The sequence below is a fragment of the Burkholderia sp. IT-111MI5 genome (assembly GCF_949752865.1).
GTDB classification, from domain to species: Bacteria; Pseudomonadota; Gammaproteobacteria; order Burkholderiales; family Burkholderiaceae; genus Burkholderia; species Burkholderia pyrrocinia_C.
Genome location: NZ_CATKIF010000066.1, coordinates 65,390 through 91,334, shown reverse-complemented (window position 1 = coordinate 91,334; position 25,945 = coordinate 65,390). Strand labels below are relative to the sequence as shown.

21 protein-coding genes are annotated in these 25,945 nt (G+C 64.7%); all 21 read left to right on the top strand.

The annotated features are described in order from the left end of the window. The first annotated feature begins 6 nt into the window (after positions 1 to 6). The 21 genes from rfbA to ACM6JT_RS29715 all read left to right on the top strand — a co-directional run bounded on the left by rfbA (position 7) and on the right by ACM6JT_RS29715 (position 25,934). Complete coding sequence (gene rfbA / locus ACM6JT_RS29815) at positions 7 to 900, top strand: glucose-1-phosphate thymidylyltransferase RfbA (RefSeq protein ID WP_034182882.1); 894 nt, start codon at positions 7 to 9, stop codon at positions 898 to 900. Beyond that, the gene (gene rfbC, locus ACM6JT_RS29810; RefSeq protein WP_034182883.1) at positions 885 to 1,436 is read left to right on the top strand and encodes a dTDP-4-dehydrorhamnose 3,5-epimerase; all 552 of its coding nucleotides are present in this window, start codon (positions 885 to 887) and stop codon (positions 1,434 to 1,436) included. Before rfbA ends, rfbC begins: the two co-directional genes overlap by 16 nt. After that, positions 1,429 to 2,328, top strand: coding sequence for a dTDP-4-dehydrorhamnose reductase (gene rfbD / locus ACM6JT_RS29805; RefSeq protein WP_034182884.1), 900 nt, complete (start codon positions 1,429 to 1,431; stop codon positions 2,326 to 2,328). Before rfbC ends, rfbD begins: the two co-directional genes overlap by 8 nt. Positions 2,329 to 2,466: 138 nt before the next feature. Beyond that, a complete protein-coding gene (locus tag ACM6JT_RS29800) occupies positions 2,467 to 3,882 on the top strand; it encodes a mannose-1-phosphate guanylyltransferase/mannose-6-phosphate isomerase (protein ID WP_034182885.1) in 1,416 nt (471 codons plus the stop codon). Between the two features lies 1 nt (position 3,883). Then, a complete protein-coding gene (locus ACM6JT_RS29795; RefSeq protein WP_034182886.1) occupies positions 3,884 to 4,702 on the top strand; it encodes an ABC transporter permease in 819 nt (272 codons plus the stop codon). Positions 4,703 to 4,707: 5 nt separating this feature from the next. Further along, the gene (locus ACM6JT_RS29790) at positions 4,708 to 5,502 is read left to right on the top strand and encodes an ABC transporter ATP-binding protein (protein ID WP_034183422.1); all 795 of its coding nucleotides are present in this window, start codon (positions 4,708 to 4,710) and stop codon (positions 5,500 to 5,502) included. 122 nt (positions 5,503 to 5,624) lie between these two features. Further along, on the top strand, positions 5,625 to 7,010 hold the full coding sequence (locus tag ACM6JT_RS29785) for a phenylacetate--CoA ligase family protein (RefSeq protein ID WP_034182887.1): 1,386 nt from the start codon (positions 5,625 to 5,627) through the stop codon (positions 7,008 to 7,010). Beyond that, a complete protein-coding gene (locus tag ACM6JT_RS29780) occupies positions 7,007 to 8,581 on the top strand; it encodes a polysaccharide deacetylase family protein (RefSeq protein WP_034182888.1) in 1,575 nt (524 codons plus the stop codon). Before ACM6JT_RS29785 ends, ACM6JT_RS29780 begins: the two co-directional genes overlap by 4 nt. Continuing rightward, complete coding sequence (gene wecB, locus ACM6JT_RS29775) at positions 8,578 to 9,699, top strand: non-hydrolyzing UDP-N-acetylglucosamine 2-epimerase (RefSeq protein ID WP_034182889.1); 1,122 nt, start codon at positions 8,578 to 8,580, stop codon at positions 9,697 to 9,699. Before ACM6JT_RS29780 ends, wecB begins: the two co-directional genes overlap by 4 nt. 37 nt (positions 9,700 to 9,736) lie before the next feature. Further along, positions 9,737 to 10,942, top strand: a complete 1,206-nt coding sequence (locus tag ACM6JT_RS29770) for a glycosyltransferase (RefSeq protein WP_051983797.1) — start codon at positions 9,737 to 9,739, stop codon at positions 10,940 to 10,942. After that, the gene (locus ACM6JT_RS29765; RefSeq protein ID WP_034182890.1) at positions 10,939 to 12,066 is read left to right on the top strand and encodes a glycosyltransferase; all 1,128 of its coding nucleotides are present in this window, start codon (positions 10,939 to 10,941) and stop codon (positions 12,064 to 12,066) included. The genes ACM6JT_RS29770 and ACM6JT_RS29765 overlap by 4 nt, the downstream gene beginning before the upstream one ends. 123 nt (positions 12,067 to 12,189) lie before the next feature. Then, positions 12,190 to 13,167, top strand: coding sequence for a glycosyltransferase family 4 protein (locus tag ACM6JT_RS29760; RefSeq protein ID WP_034182891.1), 978 nt, complete (start codon positions 12,190 to 12,192; stop codon positions 13,165 to 13,167). A 73-nt stretch (positions 13,168 to 13,240) separates the two neighbouring features. Further along, entirely contained in the window at positions 13,241 to 14,467 is a 1,227-nt protein-coding gene (locus tag ACM6JT_RS29755; RefSeq protein ID WP_407971225.1) for a glycosyltransferase, read from the top strand. Next, entirely contained in the window at positions 14,460 to 16,391 is a 1,932-nt protein-coding gene (locus tag ACM6JT_RS29750; protein WP_414857807.1) for a glycosyltransferase, read from the top strand. Before ACM6JT_RS29755 ends, ACM6JT_RS29750 begins: the two co-directional genes overlap by 8 nt. After that, a complete protein-coding gene (locus ACM6JT_RS29745; RefSeq protein WP_407971227.1) occupies positions 16,388 to 20,197 on the top strand; it encodes a glycosyltransferase family 4 protein in 3,810 nt (1,269 codons plus the stop codon). Before ACM6JT_RS29750 ends, ACM6JT_RS29745 begins: the two co-directional genes overlap by 4 nt. Before the next feature lie 9 nt (positions 20,198 to 20,206). Continuing rightward, on the top strand, positions 20,207 to 21,247 hold the full coding sequence (locus ACM6JT_RS29740; RefSeq protein WP_034182893.1) for a glycosyltransferase: 1,041 nt from the start codon (positions 20,207 to 20,209) through the stop codon (positions 21,245 to 21,247). A gap of 31 nt (positions 21,248 to 21,278) precedes the next feature. Continuing rightward, positions 21,279 to 22,247: a glycosyltransferase gene (locus tag ACM6JT_RS29735; protein ID WP_414857806.1), complete on the top strand. Its 969-nt coding sequence runs from the start codon at positions 21,279 to 21,281 to the stop codon at positions 22,245 to 22,247. Next, on the top strand, positions 22,244 to 22,882 hold the full coding sequence (locus tag ACM6JT_RS29730) for a histidine phosphatase family protein (RefSeq protein ID WP_414857805.1): 639 nt from the start codon (positions 22,244 to 22,246) through the stop codon (positions 22,880 to 22,882). Before ACM6JT_RS29735 ends, ACM6JT_RS29730 begins: the two co-directional genes overlap by 4 nt. Beyond that, positions 22,879 to 23,928, top strand: a complete 1,050-nt coding sequence (locus tag ACM6JT_RS29725) for a glycosyltransferase (protein WP_034182894.1) — start codon at positions 22,879 to 22,881, stop codon at positions 23,926 to 23,928. The genes ACM6JT_RS29730 and ACM6JT_RS29725 overlap by 4 nt, the downstream gene beginning before the upstream one ends. A gap of 31 nt (positions 23,929 to 23,959) precedes the next feature. Further along, positions 23,960 to 24,910: an NAD-dependent epimerase/dehydratase family protein gene (locus ACM6JT_RS29720; RefSeq protein ID WP_034182895.1), complete on the top strand. Its 951-nt coding sequence runs from the start codon at positions 23,960 to 23,962 to the stop codon at positions 24,908 to 24,910. Positions 24,911 to 24,914: 4 nt separating this feature from the next. Continuing rightward, complete coding sequence (locus tag ACM6JT_RS29715) at positions 24,915 to 25,934, top strand: MraY family glycosyltransferase (RefSeq protein ID WP_414857804.1); 1,020 nt, start codon at positions 24,915 to 24,917, stop codon at positions 25,932 to 25,934. Positions 25,935 to 25,945: the final 11 nt, after the last annotated feature.

Below are 25,945 nucleotides of genomic sequence, written 5' to 3'. Positions count from 1 at the left end.
GATGCAATGGCACGTAAAGGCATTATCCTCGCCGGCGGTTCCGGCACGCGGCTCTATCCGATCACGCACGTCGTGTCGAAGCAGCTGCTGCCGGTGTACGACAAGCCGATGATCTACTATCCGCTGTCGACGCTGATGGTCGCCGGCATCCGCGACGTGCTGATCATCTCGACACCGCAGGACACGCCGCGTTTCGAGGCGATGCTCGGCGACGGCAGTCAATGGGGCATGAACATTCAATATGCGGTGCAGCCGTCGCCGGACGGTCTCGCCCAGGCGTTCATCATCGGCAAGGATTTCGTCGGCAACGATCCGTCGGCGTTGATCCTCGGCGACAACATCTTCTACGGGCACGATCTCGCGAAGCAGCTCGAGCGGGCCAGCGCGAAGGATGCGGGCGCCACCGTGTTTGCGTATCACGTTCAGGATCCCGAGCGATATGGCGTCGTCGAGTTCGACCGCGAATTCCGTGCGATCTCGATCGAGGAGAAGCCGGCACGGCCGCGCTCGAGCTACGCGGTGACGGGGCTCTATTTCTACGACAGGCAGGTGTGCGACATCGCCGCCGACATCAAACCCTCGGCGCGTGGCGAACTCGAGATCACGGACGTCAATTCGCGCTATCTGGCGGCCGGCCAGCTCGACGTCGAAATCATGGGGCGCGGTTACGCGTGGCTCGACACGGGCACACACGATTCGCTGATCGAGGCGGCGACCTTCATCGCGACGCTGCAAAAGCGGCAGGGGCTGGTCGTCGCATGCCCTGAGGAAATCGCCTATCGCCAGCGCTGGATCGACGCGGAGCAGCTTCTGACGCTCGCGCGACCGCTTGCGAAGAACGGCTACGGAAAATACCTGCAACACATTCTCGAAGATCAAGTGGCATGGCCATCCAAGTAACCGAAACGGCGCTGCCGGAAATCAAGATCATCGAGCCGAAGGTGTTTGGCGACGCTCGCGGATACTTCTACGAGAGCTTCAACGCACGCGAATTCGACGAGATGGTCGCGCCGGGCGTGACGTTCGTGCAGGACAATCATTCGCGTTCGGCGAAGGGCGTGCTGCGCGGGCTGCATTACCAGATCCAGCATGCGCAGGGCAAGCTCGTGCGCGTGGTGGAAGGCGAGGTGCTGGACGTCGCGGTCGATATCCGGCGTGCGTCGCCGAATTTCGGCAAGTGGGTCGGTGTGCGGCTGTCTGAGCAGAACCATCGGCAACTCTGGGTGCCGCCGGGTTTCGCGCATGGTTTCGTGGTGCTGTCCGAGTCTGCGCAGTTCTTGTACAAGACGACCGATTACTGGTATCCCGAATACGAACGCAGCCTGCTGTGGAGCGACCCGACGGTGGGGATCGACTGGCAGCTCGACTGCGAACCGGTGCTTGCGGCAAAGGATGCTGCCGGCAAACCCCTGTCGGAGGCCGACGTCTATGAGTGACGCGAAGCGGATTCTCGTAACGGGTATTGGCGGTCAGGTCGGTTTCGAACTGGCGCGCTCGCTGCAGGGCCTTGGCAATGTCGTCGCGGTCGATCGCGCCACGCTCGACCTGGCCGATCCGGACCGGATTCGCGCTGTCGTGCGGGACGTGCGGCCCGCGCTGATCGTCAACCCTGCCGCGTACACGGCGGTCGACCAGGCCGAAAGCGACGAAGATATGGCGACGCGCATCAACGCCACCGCCCCCGGCGTGCTGGCGGAGGAGGCGAAAGCGCTTGGCGCCGCCCTGATCCATTATTCGACCGACTACGTGTTCGACGGTACGAAGGCATCGCCGTATGTGGAGACCGACGCGCCGGCACCGCAGAACGTCTACGGCCGATCGAAACTCGAGGGCGAGCGTGCGATCGCGGCGGTCGGTGGGGCCGCGATCGTGTTCCGTACGAGTTGGGTGTACGGCGCACGCGGGCGCAACTTCTTGTTGACGATGTTGCGGCTGGCGGCCGAACGCCGGGAGCTCAAGATCGTCGCCGACCAGATCGGTGCGCCGACGTGGGCGAACACGATTGCGACGATGACCGCGCATGTCGCCGCCCAGGCGTTCGCCGCGCACGATGCGGCCGCATGGTGGGCGGCGCGTTCCGGTGTTTACCACCTGACCGCCGGCGGCGAGACGTCGTGGCACGGTTTCGCGAGTGCGATCATCGAGCGCGCGTCGCTTGCAACGCGCCCATCGGTTCTCCCGATTCCGTCGTCGGATTACCCGACGCCGGCCAAGCGCCCCGCGAATTCGTGCCTGTCGAACGACAAGCTCGCGCGGACTTTCGGCCTTGCGGCTCCGGATTGGCGCGACGCACTGGAACTTTGCCTGGCCGGAATTCGGCAGGGCTGACGACGTGCCGCCGGCCGGCGGTTCCGGCATGCGGCATCATTGATTTGGTCGGTAACTTGGAATGACGACGCCAGCGGGCGACGTCTCGGATCATTTCGAGAATCGCCCCGTTACCGGTTGTGAAATAGAGAGGCTGTTGTGAATTTGCTACCCATCATCCTGTGCGGCGGTGCCGGATCCCGCCTGTGGCCCGTTTCCCGCGAAACGCATCCGAAGCCGTTCATCCGTCTCGCGGACGGCGAGAGCCTGCTGCAGAAGGCATTCCTGCGCGCGGCCGCGTTGCCGGGCGTGGATGAAGTGTTGACGGTCACCAACCGCGAACTGTTCTTCAAGACCGAGGACGAATACCGCGAAATCAATCGCGCGAAGCTGACGACCTCGTTCATTCTCGAGCCGTTCGGCCGCAACACGGCGGCGGCGATCGCGGCAGCGACGCTGCACGCAGTGCGGGCACACGGCGAGCAGGTGACGCTGCTCGTGTTGGCCGCCGATCACCTGATTTCCGATCAGGCGGCGTTCGTCGATGCGGTCGCGAAGGCGGCCGCATTGGCGGCGGCAGGTCGGATCGCGACGTTCGGCGTGACGCCCGACGTCCCGGAAACCGCGTACGGTTATATCGAAGCGGACGGCGACAAGGTCGTGCGATTCGTCGAAAAGCCGGATCTCGAGCGTGCGCGCGAGTATGTCGCGTCCGGCCGCTTCCTGTGGAATTCCGGCATGTTCTGTTTCACCGCCGGCACGATGCTGCGCGAACTCGACGCGCATTGCCCGGACGTGCTTCGCACGGTCAAGGCGTGCATCGACGCTTCGCCTTCGTCGGAAGGCAGCGGCGGCGCGCAGATCCGTCTCGAACCGAATACGTTCGGTGCGGTGCCGGACATTTCGGTCGACTATGCGGTGATGGAGAAATGCCGCGATGCGGCGGTGGTGCCGTGCAGCATCGGCTGGAGCGACGTTGGCTCGTGGACCGCGCTCGGCGATCTCGCGACGCCTGACGAGCACGGCAACCGCGTGCAGGGCGAGGCGCTGCTGATCGACGTGAAGGATACGTATGTGCAGAGCGACGACCGGCTGATCGGTGCGGTAGGCGTCGAGAACCTGATCGTCATCGATACGCCCGATGCGCTGCTTGTCGCCTCGCGCGATCGTGCACAGGACGTGAAGCATATCTATTCGGAGCTCAAGGCGACCGGCCACGAGGCATACAAGCTGCACCGTACGGTGCATCGTCCGTGGGGCACATACACCGTGCTGGAGGAGGGGCCGCGCTTCAAGATCAAGCGGATCGAGGTGAAGCCCGGTGCGAGCCTGAGCCTTCAGATGCACCACCACCGCAGCGAGCACTGGATCGTCGTGAGCGGGATGGCGAAGGTCGTCAACGGCGATCGCGAGTTCTACGTGTCGACGAACGAGTCGACCTATATTCCGGCCGGCCACAAGCACCGCCTCGAAAACCCGGGCGTCGTCGATCTCGTGATGATCGAGGTGCAGAGCGGCGAATATCTCGGCGAGGACGACATTGTTCGTTTCGAGGACAACTACGGACGTGCGTGACATGAATGCTACCTTCGTCAACGATGATGCCGAGCTCGGCAACCATACCGGCAGCGATGACCTGATCGTCGGCGTGATGGCGACACGCGTATGGGGCACGCTCGGATGGCACGACATCCGGCAACGTTACCGCCGTTCGGTGATCGGCCCGTTCTGGTTCACGCTGAGCACGATCGTGATGGTGGCGGTGCTGGGTGCGCTGTATTCTCAGCTGCTCAATCAGGAAATTTCCGACTACCTGCCGTATCTGTCGATCGGCCTCGTCGTGTGGGCCTATATCGCATCGGTGGCCAACGAAGGCTGTACGGCGTTCATCAGTGCAGCCTATCTGATCAAGCAGATCAGGTTGCCGTTGACCGTGCACGTCTGCCGCATCGCGTGGCGCAACTTCGTCATCCTGCTGCACAGCCTGCCGGTCGTGATCATCCTGTTCGTGATCTTCGGCCACATGCCGTCGTGGGAGTTTCTGCTCGTCCCGCTGGCGCTGGCCGTCCTGCTGCTGCACGGGGTATGGCTCGGCGTCACGCTCGGCATCCTGTGCGCGCGCTTTCGCGATATTCCGCCGATCGTGACGAACCTGATCCAGGTCGTGTTCTTCTTCACGCCGGTCATGTGGTCGCCGGAAATCCTGAAGAATCGTGCATGGGTTGCCGAGTACAACCCCCTCTATCATCTGATCGAGACGGTTCGGGCTCCGCTGACGGGGCGGCCGATCCTTTGGGAATCGTGGGCCTGGTCGATCGGCTTGCTGATCGTCGGGTTCGCGTTCGCCCAATACCTGATGAAGCGTTTCCGTAACCGTGTTCCTTACTGGCTTTGATTACCGTGAGTTCCTCATCGATTGTCGCTCGTAACGTATTCGTCGAATTCCCGATCTACGAGAATTCACACCGCTCGCTTAAAAAGGCGGTGCTGAACCTCACGACGGGCGGGCGGATCGGCCACGACGCAGGCCGTCACACGGTCGTCCGCGCCCTCGACGATCTGAACTTCACTTTTTCGGATGGAGAGCGTATCGGTCTGGTCGGCCATAACGGGTCCGGCAAGACGACGCTCCTGCGTACGCTGTCGGGCGTCTATGCGCCGGTGCGCGGCGACCTCAAGGTAACCGGCAAGATCGCGTCGCTGCTCGATGTATCGATGGGACTCGATCCCGACGCGACGGGCTTCGAGAACATCTATCTGCGCGGCATTCTCGATGGCCTGAAGCCGGCGCGCATCCGCAGCAAGATCGACGAGATCGCCGATTTCAGCGAGCTCGGCGATTACCTGAACCTGCCGGTGCGGACCTACTCGAGCGGGATGATGCTCCGGCTCGCGTTCGCCATCTCGACGAGCGTCGAGGCCGACATCCTGATCATGGACGAATGGCTGAGCGTCGGCGATGCGGAGTTCAGCCTGAAGGCCGCCGAGCGGCTGGAACATCTGGTCGGCAAGGCTTCGCTGCTCGTTGTCGCGTCGCACGATCCCCAGCTCATCGCACGCGTGTGCACGCGCAAGATCTCGATGGAGCATGGCAAGATCATTGCCGACGAGCCGGTCGCCGCACCGCCGCTCGAGTCGGATTTTCCCGCGATCGAACTGCCGCCGACCGGAGATTCGGCGGGACTGTTGCATTGAACGCGGCAGCCGTGCGGCGGGGATGCTCGCCCCGCTGCCGGCTGCGCGACAAGGCCCCCATACATTGCCGGCCTACCGGCATTCGCATCTGTCATGCACGGATGCCACGAGGTTGAATTTCCATGCGAGCTGATCATCCATTTCTTCGCCATTCAGGAGCCTTGTTCGGGCGGCAGCCGTTCCGCACGCTGAAGGGGTTCGCCGGCGGTTATATCGCCTACCCGATCGCGGAAGGCCGGGAAAAGCGCAGCGTGCGCCCCAAGATCGCCGAACTGCGTCAGTACTACGCGCTGCCGCTCGAGGCGCGACGCCGTATCGCGATCGATCGCCTCGTCGAGACGCTCGAATTCGCCGGCGCGCGCGTGCCGTATTACCGCGATCTGTTTGCTGAACGGCAGTTCGATCCGCAACGCGTGCGCCAGGACGTGCGCCATCTCGACGCGCTGCCGTATCTGACGAAGGACATCATTCGCGAGCAGGGCGACCGGCTGCTGTCGGCGCCGCTTGACAGCGTCCGGCATCATGTCTGCAAGACCGGCGGCTCGACCGGGCTGTCCTGCACGATCTTCTACGACCAGGAAGGCGCGGACTATTCGTCGGCCGTGACGTTCTATGCGCGTGAGCGCATCGGCAAGCTGCGTCATCGCTTCGAGCTGCATTTCGCGTGCCGTTTTCCCGACGACGTCGTGCCGGAATGGCCGTCGCGCGAGGATTTCAAGTGCTTCGCGATGAACCGCAGCAACATCTTCTTCGATCGCATCGACGACGCCGGGCTCGAGGAGATGTGGCGCACGCTGAAGAGCCGCAGGCCGTATCTCGCCCACTCGCATCCGTCGACCATGTACGCACTCGCATGCTATGTGCAGCGCAAGTACGGCGGCGGCAACGCGTTCGAGGTGTTCGAGTCGAGCGGCGAGCTGCTCGAACCGCATGCACGCGAGGTTATCGCGTCCGCGCTGCGCTGCCGCGTGATCGACCGCTATGGCCTCGCCGAGCTCGGCGTGATGGCGTACGAGCTCGAAGGCCATGAAGGCGGCTTTCGCGTGATGGATTCCGAAGGCTGGCCGGAAAGCCGTCTCGTCGACGGCGGCGCGGACGGCGCGCACGAACTCGTGTTTACCGGCTTTCGGAACCGGTTGATGCCGCTGATCCGTTACGCGACCGGCGACCTGGCCCGCGTGCAGGACGATCCGGTGCAAGGGTTCGTGCTGACCGACGTCGTCGGGCGGATTCACGACGTCGTACCGATCAACGGCATCGCGCATCCGACGCACCATATCCAGGACATGCTCGATCACCGTGTCGGCGGCATCCAGGAGTTCCAGATCGATCTGCGGACCTCCCCGCCGACGTTGCGGATCGTGCTGGAGCCGTGGGCCAACGCCGACGATACGACCGCGAAGCTGCGGCATTTCTGGGGTGATGCCTTTACGATTTCCTATGTCGGCCATGACGATCTCGTACGCGTCGGCCGGCGGGCCAAATTCCGCCACGTGGTGACCGCATGATTGGTGTCCTTTTCAATGAGGCTGCCGCGCAAGCGGGGCAACTCGTCCTCGCAGCGCTTCGGCGCTCCGTGACGTTGACGCAGGCGCGCCCGATCTCACGCGGCGCGCTGCGCGCCGCGGCCGACAGCGTGATCGTGGCCGTCGACATTCCCGATGCCTGGGGCGAAGACCTGTTGGCATGGCTGCGTGTGCAGCCGCGCAAGCTGCTCGTGTTCGGGCGGATGCCGACGGCGCTTGCCGCGCAACTCGGCTTGCGCGTGGACGCGGCGTTCGCCGGCGAACTGGCTGCGGCGAGCCGCAGCGAACCGGCGCCGACCGGAGACATGCGGGCGAGCCGGGCGGCAGTCGACTATACGGCCATCGCAGCGACGCTGGGCGGCGATGCGTGGCATCGCCCGTTCGAGCGTTTCGATTTCACCGACGAATGGAACAACCTCGGCAACGGCGCGATTCGCTGCGACGGATCGATCTGGTCGATCTCGCAACCCGCCCATGCCGGGGGCGGTGCGGAACTCGCGAGCGTGCGGATCGACGGCGTGTCGATCGGTTCGTATGCGGCGCTGTGGGACGGCGACGCCTCGAGCGTACTGTGGTTCAACCGCGCGGTCGGGCCGATCGATTCGTTCGAGTGGCGGATCGTCGAACGCTTTCTGTCGACGCATCGGGCAGACACGCTGCCGATTCATGCGGTACTGAGCGAGTTGCCGTGGGGGTATGACGCGGCAATCACGTCGCGTCTCGATTGCGATGAGGATGTCGAAGCATCGCGGCTGCTGTGGGACGCGTATCGGCGCATGAACGTACCGTTTTCGCTTGCCGTTCATACTCAGAACCTGCGCGACTCGAGGCACTATCCGATCCTTCGCGAACTGCTGGGCGACGGCGGCGCCGTGTTGTCGCATACCGCGACGCATGCGCCGAACTGGGGCGGCAGCTACGACGCCGCGCTCGCCGAGGGCCTGCAATCGGCCGAGTTGATTCGCGAGGTGACCGGCCAGGCGGTGCGCTACGCGGTGTCGCCGTTCCACCAGTCGCCGCCATACGCACTGCGTGCGCTTGCGGATGCCGGCTACGAAGGGTGCATCGGCGGCATCATCCGCAACGATCCGGAGTTCCTGATCGCGCGCGGCGGCGAGCTGGCGGGGTTGCCGGCCGGCTTCGTCGGCCACAGCCAGCAGTGCATGCTGCACGGCGATTGCATGCTTGCGACGGGCGATCCGCTCGCCGTCTACAAGCAGGCATTCGATCTTGCGTACCAGACGCGCACGCTCTTCGGCTATCTTGACCATCCGTTCTCCGAACGTTATCAATACGGCTGGCGTGACGAACCGCAGCGTATCGATGCGCACGAGCAGCTGGTCGCCTACATTCGTGCGAAGGCGCGCAACCCGCTCTTCATGACGGAAGAGAGTGCACTGGACTTTCTCGCGGCGCGCGCCGATGTCCGCATCCTGAAGGATGCCGGCGGCGTACGCGCATGCGTGCCGTCAGGCGCGCGCAGCCCGCTCGCGATGAGTGTCGAATGGCGCGGCGAGCATGTTGAACTCGTCCCGGGGATGATGTTGTCATGAAAGTGATGGTCGTTATGGGCACGCGCCCGGAGGCGATCAAGCTCGCTCCCGTGATCGCCGCGTTGCGCACCGAAGTGGAGACGGTCGTGTGTTCGAGCGGCCAGCACCGCGAGATGCTCGCGCAGGCATTGGGCTTTTTCGGCATCGCACCCGATCTCGAGCTCGATGTGATGCAGACGAGGCAGACGCTCAACGGGCTGTCGGCGCGTTTGCTGATGGGGCTCGACGCGGCGCTGGACGATATCCGGCCCGACTGGGTGCTCGTGCAGGGCGACACGACGACTGCAATGTGCGGCGGCCTTGCCGCGTTCCATCGCGGGATCGCGGTCGGGCACATCGAAGCGGGGCTCAGGACCGGTGATTTGGCGAGCCCGTTTCCGGAAGAGGCGAATCGCAGCCTGCTGGGCCGCATCTCGACGCTGCATTTTGCGCCGACCGATGCCGCCGCGCGCAACCTGATCGCCGAAGGCGTTCCGGAGTCGCGCGTGCTGGTCACGGGCAATACGGTCGTCGACGCGATTTCGCTCGTCCGCGATGGCTGGCAGGCGGGCGGCCTGGCTGCCACACTGCCGGAATGGATGCGTGACGGCCGTCCGCAGGTTCTCGTGACCTGCCATCGCCGTGAAAATTTCGGCGACGTGCTCGAGAGCATCTGCAAGATGCTGCGCGACCTGTGCGGTCGCTACGACGCGTACCGCTGGGTATTTCCCGTTCACCTGAATCCGGCCGTGCGCGAACCTGTCCATCGCGAACTGGCGGGCATTCCGAATCTCGCGCTGATCGAGCCTGTCGACTATCCGACGAGCCTGTATTTGATCAGCCGCAGTACGCTCGTCGTCAGCGATTCCGGCGGTATCCAGGAAGAGGCGCCGTCGTTTGGCGTGCCGGTCGTCGTCATGCGCAATCATACGGAGCGCCACGAGGGCGTCGATGCCGGTTTCGCGACGCTTGCCGGCCAGTCCGCGGAGCGGATCGAGCAGGCTGTCGTCGAGTGGCTCGATGATCCGATGCGGCGTGCGGAGCTGGCGGCACGCACGAATCCGTACGGCGACAGTCGCGCGTCGCAACGCATTCTCGCGAGTCTCCTGGGGCGTCAAGTCGAGGTCTTCCGTGGATGACCGTGTGCCGGACAGCCTGTTGCCGCGCGATTGCGTGATGTTTTCGACTGCGGACTGGGATGAGCCGTACTGGACGAACAAGCAGCACACGGCGAGTTTGCTTGCGTCGCGCGGATGGCGCGTGCTTTATGTCGAAAGCGTCGGATTCCGTTCGCCGAAAGTCGGCAGCGGGCGTGACTGGGCGCGCCTGTGGCGCCGGCTGTGGCGCGGCGTGCAATCGCTCGTGCTCGGGCCGCCGCGGCGCGCGCAGAACGTCTGGGTGCTGTCGCCGCTGATGATTCCCGCGAAACATCACTGGCCGCTCGTGCGTGCGTTGAACCAGTTCCTGCTGCGCGCGACGGTCAGCCGGTTCGCACGCAGCAAGCGTTTCGCGACGCCGGTTGTGTGGACCTATCATCCATTCATGCTCGACGCGATCCGCGGCCTGCAGCGCGGGCCGCTCGTCTACCATTGCGTGGACGATATCGGCGCGGTGCCGGGCGTCGATGTCGACGCATTCGGTCACGCCCAGCGCCTTCTGCTGGGCACGAGCGACGCGGTGTTCACGACGGCGCCTGCCTTGCAGTCGCAATGCGCACCGCACAATCCGAACACGCATTATTTCGGCAACGTCGTCGATGCCCTGCATTTCGGCACGGCGCTCGATGAAGGGCCGCTGCCGCCGGAGCTCGCGGCGATTCCCGAGCCGCGCCTCGTTTATCACGGCGTGCTGTCGGACTTCAAGATCGACATGCCGCTGCTGCTGGCTGTCGCGAAGGCCCGGCAAGAATGGCACTGGGTGATCATCGGCGAGGAGCGCGAAGGGCAGCGCAGCCCGTTGCTCGCGGAATTCGCGCGGCTGCCGAACGCGCACCTGCTCGGCTACCGGAATTACCGCGACCTGCCCGCCTATTTGCGCGGGATGCGCGTCGGCGTGCTGCCGACGCTGCTGAACGACTATACGCGCTCGATGTTCCCGATGAAGTTCTACGAATACCTCGCGGCCGGTCTGCCGGTCGTGTCGACACCGCTCGACTTCGCGCGAGAACCGCGCCCGGGGCTCGAAGTCGGCGGCGACCTGCCGTCGTTCGTCGCGGCGATCGAGCGCCAGCTCGCGCGCGGGAAGCTCGACCGGCGCGATGTCCAGGCCGCGGTCGGCGACAACACGTGGGACCGCCGGCTCGACAAGATGCTCGCGATCACGTTTGATGATGGGCGGAAGCCGTCGGCGCAGCGGCTCGTGGCGGCCAGGGAGCGCGCATGAACGTCGTGCACGTCTACCGAACCTATTTTCCGGATCCCCCGGGCGGGCTACAGGAGGCGATCCGCCAGATCGCGATGGCGTCGCGTCGCTACGGTGTCGAGCCGCGCATTTTCGCGCTGTCGCCGACGCCGGAGCCGACCTGTGTCGAACGCGACGAAGGGCGGGTCGTGAGAGCCCGTTCGTGGGCGGCGCCGGCGTCGTGCGATCTTGGCGGCATCGACGCGTTGCAGCGTTACCGCGAACTCGTCGATTGGGCGGACGTCGTACATTTCCACTTCCCGTGGCCCTTCGCTGACGTGCTGCATCTGCTCGGCCGTACGCGCAAGCCGGCCGTGATGACCTATCACTCGGACATCGTGCGGCAAAAGCTGCTCGGCGCCGTTTACGGCCCGTTGATGCGGCGCACGCTGAAGTCGATGTCGGCTGTCGTCGCGACGTCGCCTGCCTATGCGCGAACCAGCCCGGTGCTGACGTCGGACGTTTCCGCGCGGCAACTTCATACGATTCCGCTTGGCATTGCCGACTATCGCGATGCACCACGCGGGCTCACGCTTGATCAGGCGCGCCCGGAGCTGGCCGCGCTGGCCGGCAAGCCGTTCGTGCTCGCCCTCGGCGTGCTGCGCTACTACAAGGGTTTCCATACGTTGATCGATGCAGCGGCGCAGATCGGCGCGCCGATCGTGATCGCCGGCTCCGGTCCCGAACAGGCAAATCTGCATGCGCAGGCCGAACGACTCGGCGCGCACAACGTGATCTTCGCGGGGCAGGTGACCGATGACGAGAAGATCGCGTTGCTCGCGGAATGCCGGGCGCTCGTGCTGCCGTCGCACCTGCGCTCGGAAGCGTTCGGCATGGTGCTGGTCGAGGCGCAGATGTTCGGCAAGCCGACTGTCTGCTGCGAAATGGGTTCGGGCACGTCCTACGTGAACGAGGACGGCGTTACCGGATACGTGGTGGCGCCGGAACGGCCGGTGGCGCTGGCGGACGCGGTAGGCCGGCTGCTTGCCGACGACGAGTTGGCCGCCCGGATGGGCGATGCGGCGCGCACCCGGTACGAGCGGCTGTTTTCCGGCGACGCGCTGGGCCGGGCGTACGGCGCGCTATATGAACAGGTGTGCCGTTGACTGTGCCGGACGCATCTCCATGTGTCATTTCGGTGAATTGCCCAACGGCCCGGTCCGGTAAAATCGCCGGTCAGATCCACCATGGTGATTCGTGCCCCTTTTGTTGCGATTGAGACAAAGTCTATGAAGGTACTCTTTGCCACTTATCCGATGGCATTCCATACGCCCGGCGGCGGAGAGGTCCAGCTGCTTGCGTACCGCAAGCATCTGCCGGCGCATGGCGTCGACGTGACGTTGATGAATACGTGGGAGCCGCGGTTTCTCGAACACGATGTCGTGCATTTCTTTTCGTGCATCAGCGGTTCCTATCATCTGTGCCACTTCGTGAAGCGGCTCGGCTTGCCGCTCGTGATCTCGGCCAGCCTGTGGATTACCGAGGCGACCCGTCATCTGTATCCGGTCGACGAGATTCGCGCGCAGCTCGGCCTGGCCGACGTCATCGTCACGAATTCCGCCGTGGAAAGCGATACGCTGGCCGCCGTGCTGGACCTTCCGCGGGAACGGTTCGCGCACGTCTACAACGGCATCGACGAGTTGTTCCTGCGCTCGGTTCAGCCGGAGGCGTTTCGCCGGCACTTCGGCCTCGGCGGGAAATTCGTGCTCAATGTCGGCAACATCGAGCCGCGCAAGAACCAGCTCGCGCTCGTGCGGGCGATGAAGGCACTGCCCGACGTGAAGCTCGTGCTGGTCGGCGCGAAACGCGACGTCGCTTATGCCGACGCGGTACTGGAAGAGGGCGGAGAGCAGGTCATCTATCCCGGCGTGATGCCGCACGACGACCTGCTGCTGTCCGGTTATGCCGGATGCGATGCGTTTTGCCTGCCCAGCACGCTGGAGACGCCGGGTCTTGCCGCGCTCGAAGCGTCCGCGCAGCGCGCGCCATTGCTGATCACGTCGGAGGGGTCGTGCGCCGAATACTTCGGTGCACGGGCGGACTACGTCGCGCCGGACGCGATCGACACGATGAGCGCCAAGCTGCGCGCGCTCGTCGATGCGGGCCGCGACGCGCAACTGGCTGCGGCGCCCGGTTTCGATCCGGCCGCATTCACGTGGGCTCGCACGACGGGTGCGTTACGCGACATCTATCGTCAACTGGTATGAGCAACGCAACGGTCCGCGCTGCCGGCACGGACCGTTGTGTGCAGCATGGCAATGGGAATATATGAAACCTGACTTGTTCGCACCCGCTCGGGTGCAGTCGACACCGCACGTGATGATGGTTACGCACGTGTTGCCGTATCCGCCGGCGGCCGGCAACGAGATTCGCATCTACAAGATGCTGTCGTGGTTCCGTCAGCGCGGGTATGGGATCACGCTCGTGCTGAAGCCGCTTGGCGATGCCGAGGTGCCGAACGAATGCATCGTCGGTTTGCGCAGCGTCGTTGACCAGTTGCACGTTTTCGACAATCGTTTCGTGCCTGGTGCAACCACGCGTGCGGTGGATCCCGGGCTCGAGGATCCGGCGCTGGCGCAGATCCAGGACGGCTTCTGTCCGGCATGGTTCGTCGACGAAGTGGCGGCGATCGTCGCCGACCTGCAACCGGATGTCATGATCGCGCAATACGTGTTCATGAGCCGCATTCTCCAGTTGCCTGAATGCGCGGACATGCTCAAGGTCATCGATGCCCACGATCTGTTCTGCCGCAAGCAGGCGACCGTCGAGCAGTACGGTATCAAGAACTACGGCCTCAGCCTGACGGACGACCAGGAGCGCAAGTTGTTGCAGCGCGCCGACGTCGTGCTCGCCATCCAGCGTGTGGAGCAAGACGAAATCGCCGAGCTCGTTCCGTCGCGCAAGGTGCTGCTGACGAGTTTCGATCTGGTGCCGCAACAGGCGGACGCGGCCGCGGTCGTGCCGGGGCGCGTGCTGATCGTCGCGTCGGGCAACGAGTTCAACGTGCGCGGCACGCAGGACTTTCTCGACTATACGTGGCCGCTGGTCCGGCAGACTTGCCCGGACGCACGGCTGCGCGTCGTCGGCAAGGTATGTCGCGAGGTGACGTGCGACGATCCGACGGTGGCGTTGCTCGGCTTCGTCGAAAGCCTGGACACCGAATATGCGGAAGCCGCGGTGGTCGTAAATCCGTGCCGCGTCGGGACCGGCCTGAAGATCAAGACGATCGAGGCGCTCGCGTGGGGCAAGGCGCACGTCGCGTGGCCCTCGGCGGCGGATGGCCTGCGCGAGCTCGGTGACGTGCCGGCCGTGATCGCGACCGATGTGGTGACGTTCTCCGATGCGATCGCCGACATTCTTCGCTCGCACGAGCGGCGCCTCGCCATGCAGGCGGCGTCGCATGCATTCATTTACGAACACTTCCGTGCCGAGCGCGTGTATGGCGACCTGTGCGCCGCCATCGAAGCGCGCCGGCCCGTTGGCATCCAGGAGGTGCAGAATGGATAACAGGATCGCGATCATCATCACGCCGGAGGCCGGCATTCATGCGAGCACGGAACAGCTGGCCGCATGGCGCGCGCATGCGAGCCATGTCGTCGTGTTCGCGTACGCGGGCGATCGGGCTGCGCTGGACGCGGCTGTTGCCGCAGACTGCGAAGGCATTGCGGTCGACGACGCCGCCGGTTTTTACGCCGCACTGAATCGCGCGCTGTACCCGCTGATCGATGCGGACACCGACGTGCTGTTCGTCGGGCCGACCTACCGCTTCGATGCGCCGGCGCTGGATGCGCTGCGCGCGAGCGTCGCCGCCGATCCGTTGTACGGCTTTGCGCTGCCGCGTACGAACGTGGGAGGCTCTGCGCCCGTGCCGCGCATGCCGGGCGAACCGGCACTCGAGCATCCGGAGGCGTTCGACCGCTTTCTCGCAGCGCTGCCCGAGCGTCTCGGCGGCGGCATCGTGCAGGCTGCGCCGGTGCTCGTGCGCGCCGATATGCTGTACAACTTCGGTCGCCTCGAAGGCTCGACGTTCGACCTGTCCGATGCGCTCGCGACGCTATTCATCCGCGCCAATCGCCGCGGCTATAGCGCGGTCGTCTGCAATCGTGCGATGTTTTTTGCGCGCGAGTCGGGCGATTTCACGGGCGCCGTCGCGGCACCCGTCATCGAGCGCGCGTCCGATTTCTACCGTGCGCTCGGGCGTCTGGGCGAATTTCCGGAGCAGCGGCTGCAGAAGCTGCTGTGGCAAGCGGTCAGGCCGAAAACCGTGCGCCGTGTGCTGTTCGACATCCGCAACCTGGCGCCCGGCTATAACGGCACGGCGCAGCATATCCTGTCGCTGATGCGGCCGATCTGCGCGCTGGCGGCGGAGTATCACATCGAGCCGTGTTTCTGGGTGCTCCCGCAGTCGGCCGACTTCCATGCATTGCACGACATGCCGGACTGCACGCTGGTGTTCGAACTCGGCGAACACGACCTGTTCGATGCATGCGTGCGCCTGTCGCAGCCGTGGAGCTTCAGCGAACTGCGCGACCAGGCCTGGCGATCGATGGTCAACCTGTATCTGATCATGGATGCGATCGCGTGGGACTGCCACTACATCCGGATGCCGCACATCGACGGCGTATGGCGTACCGCTGCCGATCATTCGGACGGCTTCATCTATATCAGCCGCTATACGCGCCGTGCGTTCGAGGAGCGCTTCCCTGCCGCGCGCGACGTGCCGTCAGTGGTGTCGTATTGCTCGCTCGATCCGGCCGAATATTTCAAAGAGGAGCCCGGCGATGCGCCGGCCGTGGCGGAACCCTATGTTCTCGTGGTCGGTAACCAGTATTACCACAAGGGCCTGGCCGAAGCGGTCCGCGTGCTGGCTGCCGGTTTTCCCGAGACTCGCATCAAGGTGCTAGGCGAGACCGGCGAGCAGTTTCCGAACGTCGAACAACTGCCGTCCGGGAGGTTGTCGCACGAGGACGTCGATCGGTTGTTCCGCGATTGCGCGTGCCTCGTGTTCCCGTCCTACTACGAAGGCTTTGGCTTGCCGGTGCTCAATGCGCTCGCGTACGGCAAGCAGGTCATTGCACGCGACAGTGCGTTGATCGCGGAAATCCGGGAGCGGGTGAGTCCGGTCGACGGCATCGTGCCGTTCAAGCGCCGGACCGAACTGCTGCGCGCGGTTCGCGCCGTGCTTGATGATGCGGGCGCGCTCAGCGCGACGCGCACGCAGGCGCGACGGCCGCGGGAGATTCTCGGCTGGACCGAGGCCGCCCGCGAAGTCCTGGCGCTCGCCGCCGAGCGTATCGATGCAGCGAGCGTCGAGCGCAGTCTCGGGCGACTGGAGTTCTTCTACCGTGCAGGCCAGTTCGATGTTGAACGAGCCGGCTGGACGAACGCCGACCAGAACAAGGTCATATTCGAGGTGGAGCTGGAGGAATGAAGTTACTGACCCTTTTCGTGCGCTACGGCGACGCGGATTATCAGGGCGCATTCAAGCGTTTGTGTCAGATGTACCAGCGTGTCGGCGGCCTCGACTACGACGCACTGCTGATCGACACCGCGCTGCCGCCTGGCGTGCATGCGAAGCTTGGTTCGCAGGCGTTGCTGATCGGCGGCGACAACACGCGCCGTGAGTTCAGCGGCTGGGATACGGCGCTTGCATATCTCGGGTCCGCCGTCGATCGCTACGATCTCATTCATGTCGTGACGTCGGCGTTCGAGAACGAATACAACGGCTTCTATCCGTACATCAATTACGGCATGTTCGAGTTCGCGGCAAAGAATCGCCATGTCGTCCTCGCGCATGTCGACGCCTATCCGGCGCCTGCGCGCCTGCTGGGCCGGAGTTTCCAGACCTGGGGCTGCTCGAAGTTCCTGATCGCGGTGCCCGAGCGCATCCGTGCGCTGGGCACATTCGCGGCCCGTTTTCCGTCGGACCTGTTCTTCACGTCGTCGCGAACGGCGCCGTTCCGGCAGGATGCGCCGTTGTCGGAGAACTACCGCCAGTACCTGATCGACTGGCTGACCGGGGAAGGGTTGCCGCATGGCCAGTGGCATTCGGTGTTCGAGCTTTCGGACGAGAACCTGCAGCGTTTTCGTGCAAAGGCAATGTCGATCATCGACGAACACAGCCTGTCGATGCGGCTGCGTGAAAGCGGGGCGCAGATCGTCGACTACACGTGGCTGCATTCCCGCGGGTTGGGCCGCGACGGGACGAAGATTCCCGACGAATGCACGCAGGTTGTCGAGCGCAACCTGTATCTGTTCGGCAATCCGATCGTCGAGCCCGGCATCGACCTGACGAGCCATCGCGGAACCAATGGATTCCAGCGGATGTTCCATCTGCCGGGGCATCAGCCGTTCGGCCGGACCAGCGTAATCGACGCGCTGTGGCTGGGTAATGCCGTGCTGCGCCAGTATCTGGATCCCGCCCGGCCGCTGCACTGCGCGGCCATTCATCTGAATCAGGGCGTTGCGATCGACGACGAGCAGCGTGCGTGGCTTGCAGAACCGGACGACGATCTGCCGCAGGACGGCGCGTTGCCGCTGACGCGCGGGTTGCATGCGGTCTACCTCGCGCGCGACGATTTGCGTGAAGCATTCGATCTGAGCGACGCTGACGGCCGGCGCAGCCTGATTCGCTGGTGGTGCAACGACGGCAGTGTGAACCCGAATTACCGGGACTTCATTGCACCTTCCGTCTATCTGCAACCGAGCGAGGCGATCGAGCAGGACATGCCGATTCCGCTGACACGCGGTCTGTGCGCGCTGTGCGACGCACGCGAAGACTTGCGCGGCCAGATCGACCTGTCGACCCGGGAAGGGCGTCGCACGCTGGTCGCATGGTGGATCGGCGAAGGGCTGTGCGATGCGCGCTATCGCGGCTTCATACCGACGAAAATCTACGCCGAACCCGCACCGGGCATCATTCAGGATGCGTCGCTGCCGATTACGCGCGGCCTGCTGGCATTGCACGTTGCCCGCGAGGATCTGGCGCGCATAGACTTGACCACGCTGGCCGGTCGCGAGGCGCTCGTTTCATGGTGGATGCTCTACGGCCGCCTCGACCATGCGTTCAACAACTTCATGCCGGCATCCGCCTATGTGGAGCCGTCCGACGCAATCGAACAGGACATGCCGCTGCCCGTCACGCGCGGGTTGCTCGCGTTCGCGCGCGCGCGTTCCGATCTCGCCGGCATCGATCTGGCGACGCGGGCGGGACGGACGCGGCTGATTTCGTGGTGGATGCACGAGGGGCGCAAGAATCCAGCGATCGCAAAGCTGATTCCCGCCGACCTGTTTGACAAGGTCGATCCGGCCGTGCTGCAGGACACGAGCTTGCCGATCACGCGAGGAATGCGTGCGTTCCATCATTCGCGCGACGACCTTTCACAGTCAATGGATCTCGGCACGCCGGCCGGCCGGCGTGCGCTCGTCGGCTGGTGGATCGCCGAGGCGCTGCAGGACCCGGAGTTGAGCGGCTTCATGAATCGCGACGTCTGCGTCGCACCGGCCACTGATGTCGTTCAGGATACCTGCCTGCCGATCACGCGCGGGTTGCGCGCGCTGCATGCGGCGCGCGATGATCTCGCATCGATCAGCGATCTCGGTACGACCGAGGGCCGCGCGGCGCTCGTCGAATGGTGGATCGCGTTCGGCATGCACGACCCGCGATTCGCGCCGCTCGTTCCGGCGAGTGCCTACCTCGAGATCGATCAGTCGATCGAGCAGGATGCGCCGATGCCGATCACGCGGTTCATGCGGCAACTGGGCGCCCGCGACGGCGAAATCGATGTCGGGCGGCCGGCGGGGCGCCGTGCACTCACGCTGTGGTGGGCGCGTGCGCTCGTCGGCGGCCGTCTGCAATTGCCGTTCGTGCTGACGCGCGACATGCTGGGGATTGGGGATGATGTCGATCCTGCTGCGTGGAGCGACGTGCATCCGCTCGCCCAGGCACTGCATGAGGCTCGTGACGATCTGCGCGCCGCGTTCGACATCGAGAAGCCCGAAGCGCGTGCCGGACTCAATCAGTGGCTGATGGATTTCGGGCGCTTCGAAATCGGCTTGCCGCCGCCGGCGCAGGGTGCGCCGGTCATTCATGCCAGCAGGCATATTCCGTGGGAAGGCGCGTGGCGCAATGGCGGCGTCAACATCATCGGTTTCGGGCGCGGCGAACTCGGGATTGGCGAGGATGTCCGGATGGCGTCGCTCGCGCTCGCGAAGGTTGACTGCGATCAATGCGTGCCGCGCCTGCCGCTCGCGATCGGCGCCCGTCAGGGCGACCGGACGCTCGAATACCTCGAGGTCGACAAGCCGCTGTACCGGACGAACCTGATTTTCCTGCCACACTATGAGACGATCAGGCTGCTTGGCGCAACAGGCAACGCCATACTCGGCGGGCGATACAACATCGGTTGCTGGCAATGGGAATTGCCGCGCTATCCGGCAGGGCTGGAATCGGCGCTCGATACCGTGGACGAGCTGTGGTCCAGTACGCGCTTCACGGCCGACTCGATGCGCAGCGCGACCGACAAACCGGTCCACGTGATGCCGATGGCCGTGTCGCTTCCGCCGCTGACGCGCACGTATGCACGCGACATGTTCGGCATACCGCAACGCGTGTTCACGTTCCTGCATATCCTCGACGGCAATTCGAGCGTCTATCGCAAGAATCCGCTGGCGGTCGTGCGCGCCTTCCTGCAGGCTTTCCCGAGCCATGCGTCAGGCGTGCACCTCGTGCTCAAGACGATGAACATGGGGAAGTCCTCGCCGCAATGGGACGCGGTGCTCGAACTCGTGCACAACGATCCGCGCGTCACGATCATTTCGGAAGCGTTCGAACGGGAGCGCGTGATTGGCCTGCAGTCGGTATGCGACTGCTTCGTGTCGTTGCATCGCGCCGAAGGTTTCGGGCGCAACATCGCGGAAGCGATGCTGCTCGGCAAGCCGGTGATCGCGTCGGATTTTTCCGGCAACCGGGATTTCACGACCGACGCGACCGCCTTCGTGGTGGGCGGTGAGACGGTGCCCGTGCATCCCGGCGAGTACAGCTTCGGCGACGGGCAGTTCTGGTGGGACGCCGACGTCGCGGCTGCCGCGGAGTGCATGCTGCGCTGCGTCGAAGACGAGGCGGAACGCGATCGTCGCGCAGCCAATGGCAAGGCCTATATCATCGAACACTATGCGCCGGCCGCTGTCGGGCGCAATTACGTCGAGCGCCTGCGGACGCTCGGCCTGCTGGAATAAGGAATCGACATGCGTCTTTTCATCGCGGCTCCCGATATCTTCCCCGGCGATGCGGTAGGCAATCACTGTTTCGGCGTGGCGCGCGTGGCGCGCCGGCTCGGCTACGACGTCAGCCTGCATGCGCAGCACTACGCAGGCAACGTCGAGCCGATGGAAGCGCTGTTCGACACGATCACCGCGGATGACACGCTGTGGGTCAGTTACTCGATCCACGATCCGCTGCTCGAACGGTTGCTGGCATTGCCTGCGAAGAAGCTCTGCTATTTCCACGGCGTGACGTCGCCGGAACTGTTGCGCGAGTTCGAGCCGGTGACGGCCGATCTGTGCGAGAAGTCGATCGAGCAGTTTCCGCGCCTCGCCCGGTTCGGCTCGACGCTCGCGAATTCGCGGTTTACCGCAGGGTCGCTCGCGCCGCATATCGCGCCCGACGACGTGCGGATCCTGCCGCCGGTCGCGGCCGACATGGCAGTGTTCAGACATGTATCGCCGCCGCGTGCCGAACGTGCGGCCGGCGCGCCCTTCGTGCTGGTCGTCGTCGGCCGTGTTGTGCCGCACAAGCGGATAGAGGATGCGATCGAGATCGTCGCCAGCGTTCGCGAGCGCGGTATCGATGCGCGGCTGCAGGTGATCGGTACGGCGCCCAACGGCCAATACGCCGGCTTCCTGGTCGAGCGAGCGCAGGCGCTCGGCGTGGCGCCGTTCGTGGAGTTCGCGGGTATGGTCGACGATGCGAACCTGTTCGATCGTTTCGATCGCGCCGATGCGTTGTTGTCGGTGAGCCGGCACGAGGGGTTTTGCGTACCGGTGCTGGAGGCGATGCATCTCGGCCTCCCGTCGTTCGTGCTTGACGGAACGGCGGCAAGCGAGGTGGGGGCAGGCGCCGCGTTCATCTTCGGCTCATTGTCGGAAGCGGCAGATGCGATTGCTTCGGTCGCGGCCGACTCGGCGCTCGCCGCACGCGCGGCAGCGTCCGGCAAGCGTCGCGCCGCCGCGCTGCTGGACCAGACCAGCGACGAAGTTTTCCGTGCCATTCTGAGTTCGGCACGCTAATATTGCCGGCCATTTTTCGTTGGATATCAAAGTGTTGGATCCTCGCGTACTGATTACGACCTACCATCAGGCATTCCTCGTGCGTGGCGGTGGCGAGTACGAGATCTTCTCCGTTGCGGATAGCCTGAAGCAGCGCGGGATGATCGTCGATATCTACGGGCCCTATGCGCGCTCGATCGACGATTACGACGTCGTGCTGCATTTCTCGGTGCATGGAGGCGGGCTCGAATTGCTCGAAGCGGTCAAGGCTCGCGGCAAGCCGGTGGCGCTGTGGCCGAACCTGTGGGTACGCGATTCGGCCGAGGTTCCGGAGGCGCTCGTCAACCGGCACGTCAGCGTGGCTGACGCAGTCATCTTCAAGTCGGCTGCCGAGCAGCAGCACTTCGCGGAGCGATTTGGCCTGCCTGCCGACAAGGCGCGCCGGATCACGGTGGGAGCCGACGCGGCTTATCGTCGCCCGGCGCCGCAGGGGCTGTTCAAGAGTCTTTATGGTGTCGATCGCTACGCGATCTGGTTCGGCGTGATCGAGCCGAACAAGAACCAGCTTGCCGCCGTGCGTGTATTGCGCGAGAAGGGCATTCCGCTCGTGCTCGTCGGCCGCAGCCGCGACGAAGCTTACTATCAGGCATGTCGCGCGGCTGGCGGCGACAACGTGCGCTTCATCAAGGGGCTTCCGCAGAAGTCGGAAATCGTGCGTGCCGCACTGCAGGAGTCGCTGTTCTATGTCGAACTGTCGCATGAGCCGCCGGGCCTGTCTGCGATCGAGGCGGGCCTCGCGGGTTGTCGGCTGTTGCTGAGCGATTCCGACTGGTCGCGCGAGCATTTCGGCGATGCGGCGATCTATGCGGATCCGGCCGACGAAGCCGCCATTGCGCGGGGCGTCGACGCGGTGCTCGCGATGCCGTCCGAGAATCCGTCGCTGGTCGACGGACTCTCGCGATTCTGCCTGCCCGAAGCAATCGATCCGCTGATCGGCATCCTGCGGAGCATTGCGAAATGATGCTCTATCTGGTCAGGCACGGCCGTTCGCGGGCGAACGAAGCCGGTCTCGTGACTGGCACGCCGGCGGACGTGCTGAGCGACGAGGGACTTGCGCAAGGTGCGCGAACGGCAGCGTGGCTGGCCGACACGGGCATCGTTGCGGATCGTCATGTCGTCAGTCAGTGGAATCGTGCGCGCCAGACGGCCGACCTGTTGATTCCGCATGCGCGATGGGAGGTCGACGCGCGTGTCGGCGAAACCGACGCCGGCGACGTGGCGGATTGGACGCTCGAGCGCTTTCGTGCCGCCGAGCCGCGTTTTCACGATCACCCTGCCAATCGCTACCCGGGCGGCGAATCGCATCTTGAGCTGAACGAGCGTGTGCTGGGCTGGTTGCGAGCGCAACTGGAAGAGCCATGCGAGCGCTTGATGGTCGTCGCGCATTCGGGGCCGATCTCGTGTGTGTTGCAGCAGGTGACAGGTATCGGCATGGAGCGCTTCCCGGCGTTCCTGCCCGCGCATGCGAGCCTGTCGGTCGTCGATGTCCGGTTGCATGACGGCGAGCCGACAGGCCGTCTGCTCGGCTTTTCGCTCGGCCCCGTCTCGAATTTGCCGGCCACCATGCACGGCGCAGCCGGGCAGCGCGCATCATGATGAAAATCCTGGCTTTGCAGCGTGAATCGCATGTCGCGTTCGGCGTTCCGTCGCTGTCGGTCGCGGCGCGCATCACCGAAGTGCTCGAATTCATGGAGGCGCGCGGCGAGTTGTCGTTCACCGCGATTTCGGAAAACGACGAGTGCGCGCCCGCTGGCGTCGACTGGTGCGACGTGCTGATCCTGAGCAAGCACAGCTCCCGGCAGGCGGTCGAACTGGTCAAGCGCGCGCGCGCGCGTGGCGTGCGCGTCGTCTATGACGTCGACGACTGGATTTTTTCGTTTCCGCGTTACAGCGGCGGTCAGGGCAACAACACGAAGCTCGGCCTGATCCATGAACTGATCGGCCTGTCCGATGCGGTGACGGTCGCGAATACCACGCTCCTGCGCAAGATCCAGCCCATCGTGCCGCGCGCGATACTGGTTCCGAACGGGATGTGGGTCGAGAAATACGTGACGCCCGGCTGTGCCGCCGGCGAAGAAGCGTCGCCGCCGCGCATCGTATTCACCAACGCCGATTTTCTGAAGCTGCAGACGGCGAAGGATATGCTGTTGACGGCGCTGCAGGTGTTCTTTCTGCGTCACCCGGAGTATGTGCTCGACTTTTACGGCGATCCGTTTCCGGAGATGTTTTCGTTGCCGTTTCTGCATTTCACCAACCGGATGCCGTACGCGGACTACATGCACGCGCTCGTCTCCGGGCGCTACCAGTTCGCGATTACGCCGCTCGGCAGCAGCGAGGACGCCGAGGCGGCCGAGTTCAATGCATGCAAGAACCCGTTCAAGTACCTGAACTACGGAGCGGCGCAGGTGCCGGGAATCTACTCGAGTGCGCCGATCTACATCGACAGTGTGTCGGACGGCACGACGGGCCTGCTGGTCAGCAACGATTTCGACGGCTGGGTCGATGCGTTCGAACGACTCGCAGGCGATCGCGCGTTGCGTACGAGCATCCGGATGGCGGCGTTCGACGACGTGATGCGCCACCACCACGTCAGCGCGAGCGCCGACGTGCTGTCCGAAGTGATTTCAGGCAGCCTGCAATAACGGCTCCAATTCGAGCGATGGCGGACGACGCATGATTGCAGTGACGGGAGCGAATGGATTCGTGGGCCAGGCCGTGTTGAGGCGGCTGGCCGAATACGGGCATGATGCGGCCGGTATCGTGAGACGTGCGCAGCCTGCGCCGATCGCGCGGGAATGGGTATTCGACGCGACCGATTTCGCGGGCATCGATACCGCGTGGCCGGACTGGCTGCGTTGCGACGCCGTGATTCACCTGGCCGCGCGCGTGCACGTGATGGATGATCTCGATTCGGATCCGATGGCCGCCTATCGGCATACGAATGTCGACGGGACATTGCGTGTCGCCAAAGCTGCCCGGCGCGCGGGCGCGCGGCGTTTTGTATATGCGAGCAGCATCAAGGCGGTCGGCGAGAGCAGCCTTGGACGGGAACCGCTCGGCGAACGCGACGAACCGCGTCCGGACGACCCGTACGGACGCTCGAAGCTCGAGGCGGAGCACGCGCTGCGCGAGTTCGGTGCCCGCAGTGGCATGGAAATCGTGGTCGTGCGCCCGCCGCTCGTCTACGGCCCGGGCGTGCGTGCGAACTTCCTGCGCCTGATGGACGCGGTATCGAAGGGCGTGCCGCTTCCGCTCGGTGCGGTTCACGCGCGTCGCAGCCTGATCTTTGTCGACAATCTGGCTGACGCGCTCGTGCGGTGTGCGGTCGACACCGCCGCGGCGGGCGAGACCTTTCATGTCGCCGATGGTCGCGATCCCGGCGTCGCGGAGCTCGTACGGCTTATTGCGGCCGCGCTTCACGTGCGTCCGCACCTGATTCCGGTGCCTGCGGCGTGGTTGCGTGCCGCCGGGCGGCTGACAGGACGCTCCGCGCAAATCGACCGCCTCGCCGGCGAGTTGAGACTCGATACGACGCACATCCGGGACGTGCTGGGCTGGCACCCGCCGTTCGATCTCGAGGCCGGATTGCGCGAGACGGCCCGTTGGTATCGCGCCAGAAACTGAGCCCATGCAGATTGCCCCCTTTTTTTTAAGTGCGGCGACGCGCGCGATCATCGGCGCGGCCGCGTCGGCTTGCCTGAGCGCAGGCATCCTCTGGATCCTGCTGCGCTCGGGGCTCGCATGGTCGCTCGCGACCGACGTGCCGAACGATCGCTCGCTTCATACACGCCCGACGCCACGGGTCGGCGGCTGGGGCCTCGTGCCGGTCGTCTGCATCCTGGTGTGGTTCTTCTCGCCGCCACTGCGAGTCGTCGTGCTCGCGGCGGCCGGGCTGGCTCTGCTGTCGCAGATCGATGACCGGCGCGGGTTGCCGGCGCGCGTGCGATTTGCGGGTCACGTCGCCGCAGTTGTTGCGTTTCTATTCGCGTATCCGGCCGGGCTGCCGTGGTGGGCGCTCGTCGGGATTGGCTTCCTCATGGTCTGGTTGGTCAATCTCTACAATTTCATGGATGGTGCGGACGGGCTTGCGGGTGGCATGGCGCTGTTCGGTTTCGGCGGCTACGCGATCGTTGCGCTGACCGGGCCGCACCCGTCGGCCGATCTCGCCCTGTGCGCCGCCGCGATCTCCGGCGCGGCCGCCGGCTTCCTGTTGCTCAATTTCCATCCGGCCCGGATTTTTCTCGGTGACGCCGGCTCGATCACACTCGGCTTTCTCGCCGGGGCGTTCGGTTTCTACGGATGGCGCAGTGGTGCTTGGCCGATCTGGTTGCCCGCCCAGTTGTTTGCGCCGTTCATCGCGGATGCGTCCGTCACGCTTCTGAAACGCGTGTTGCGCGGCGAAAAGTTCTGGCAGGCGCATCGTGAGCATTACTATCAGCGGATGGTGCGCTCCGGCGTCGGTCATGCACGCACGGCGTGGTGCTGGTACGCGGTCATGGGAGCAGGCATAATCGTCGCCACGTGGGCGACGCGCCTGCCAGCGCAACGCCAATGGGCTGTCGTGCTGGCGTGGTACGGCGTTCTGGCTGCAATAGGGTGCGTCATCGACGCACGCTGGCGGCGCTTTCAAACAACCGTTTCAAAATAAATCGAGGTGTG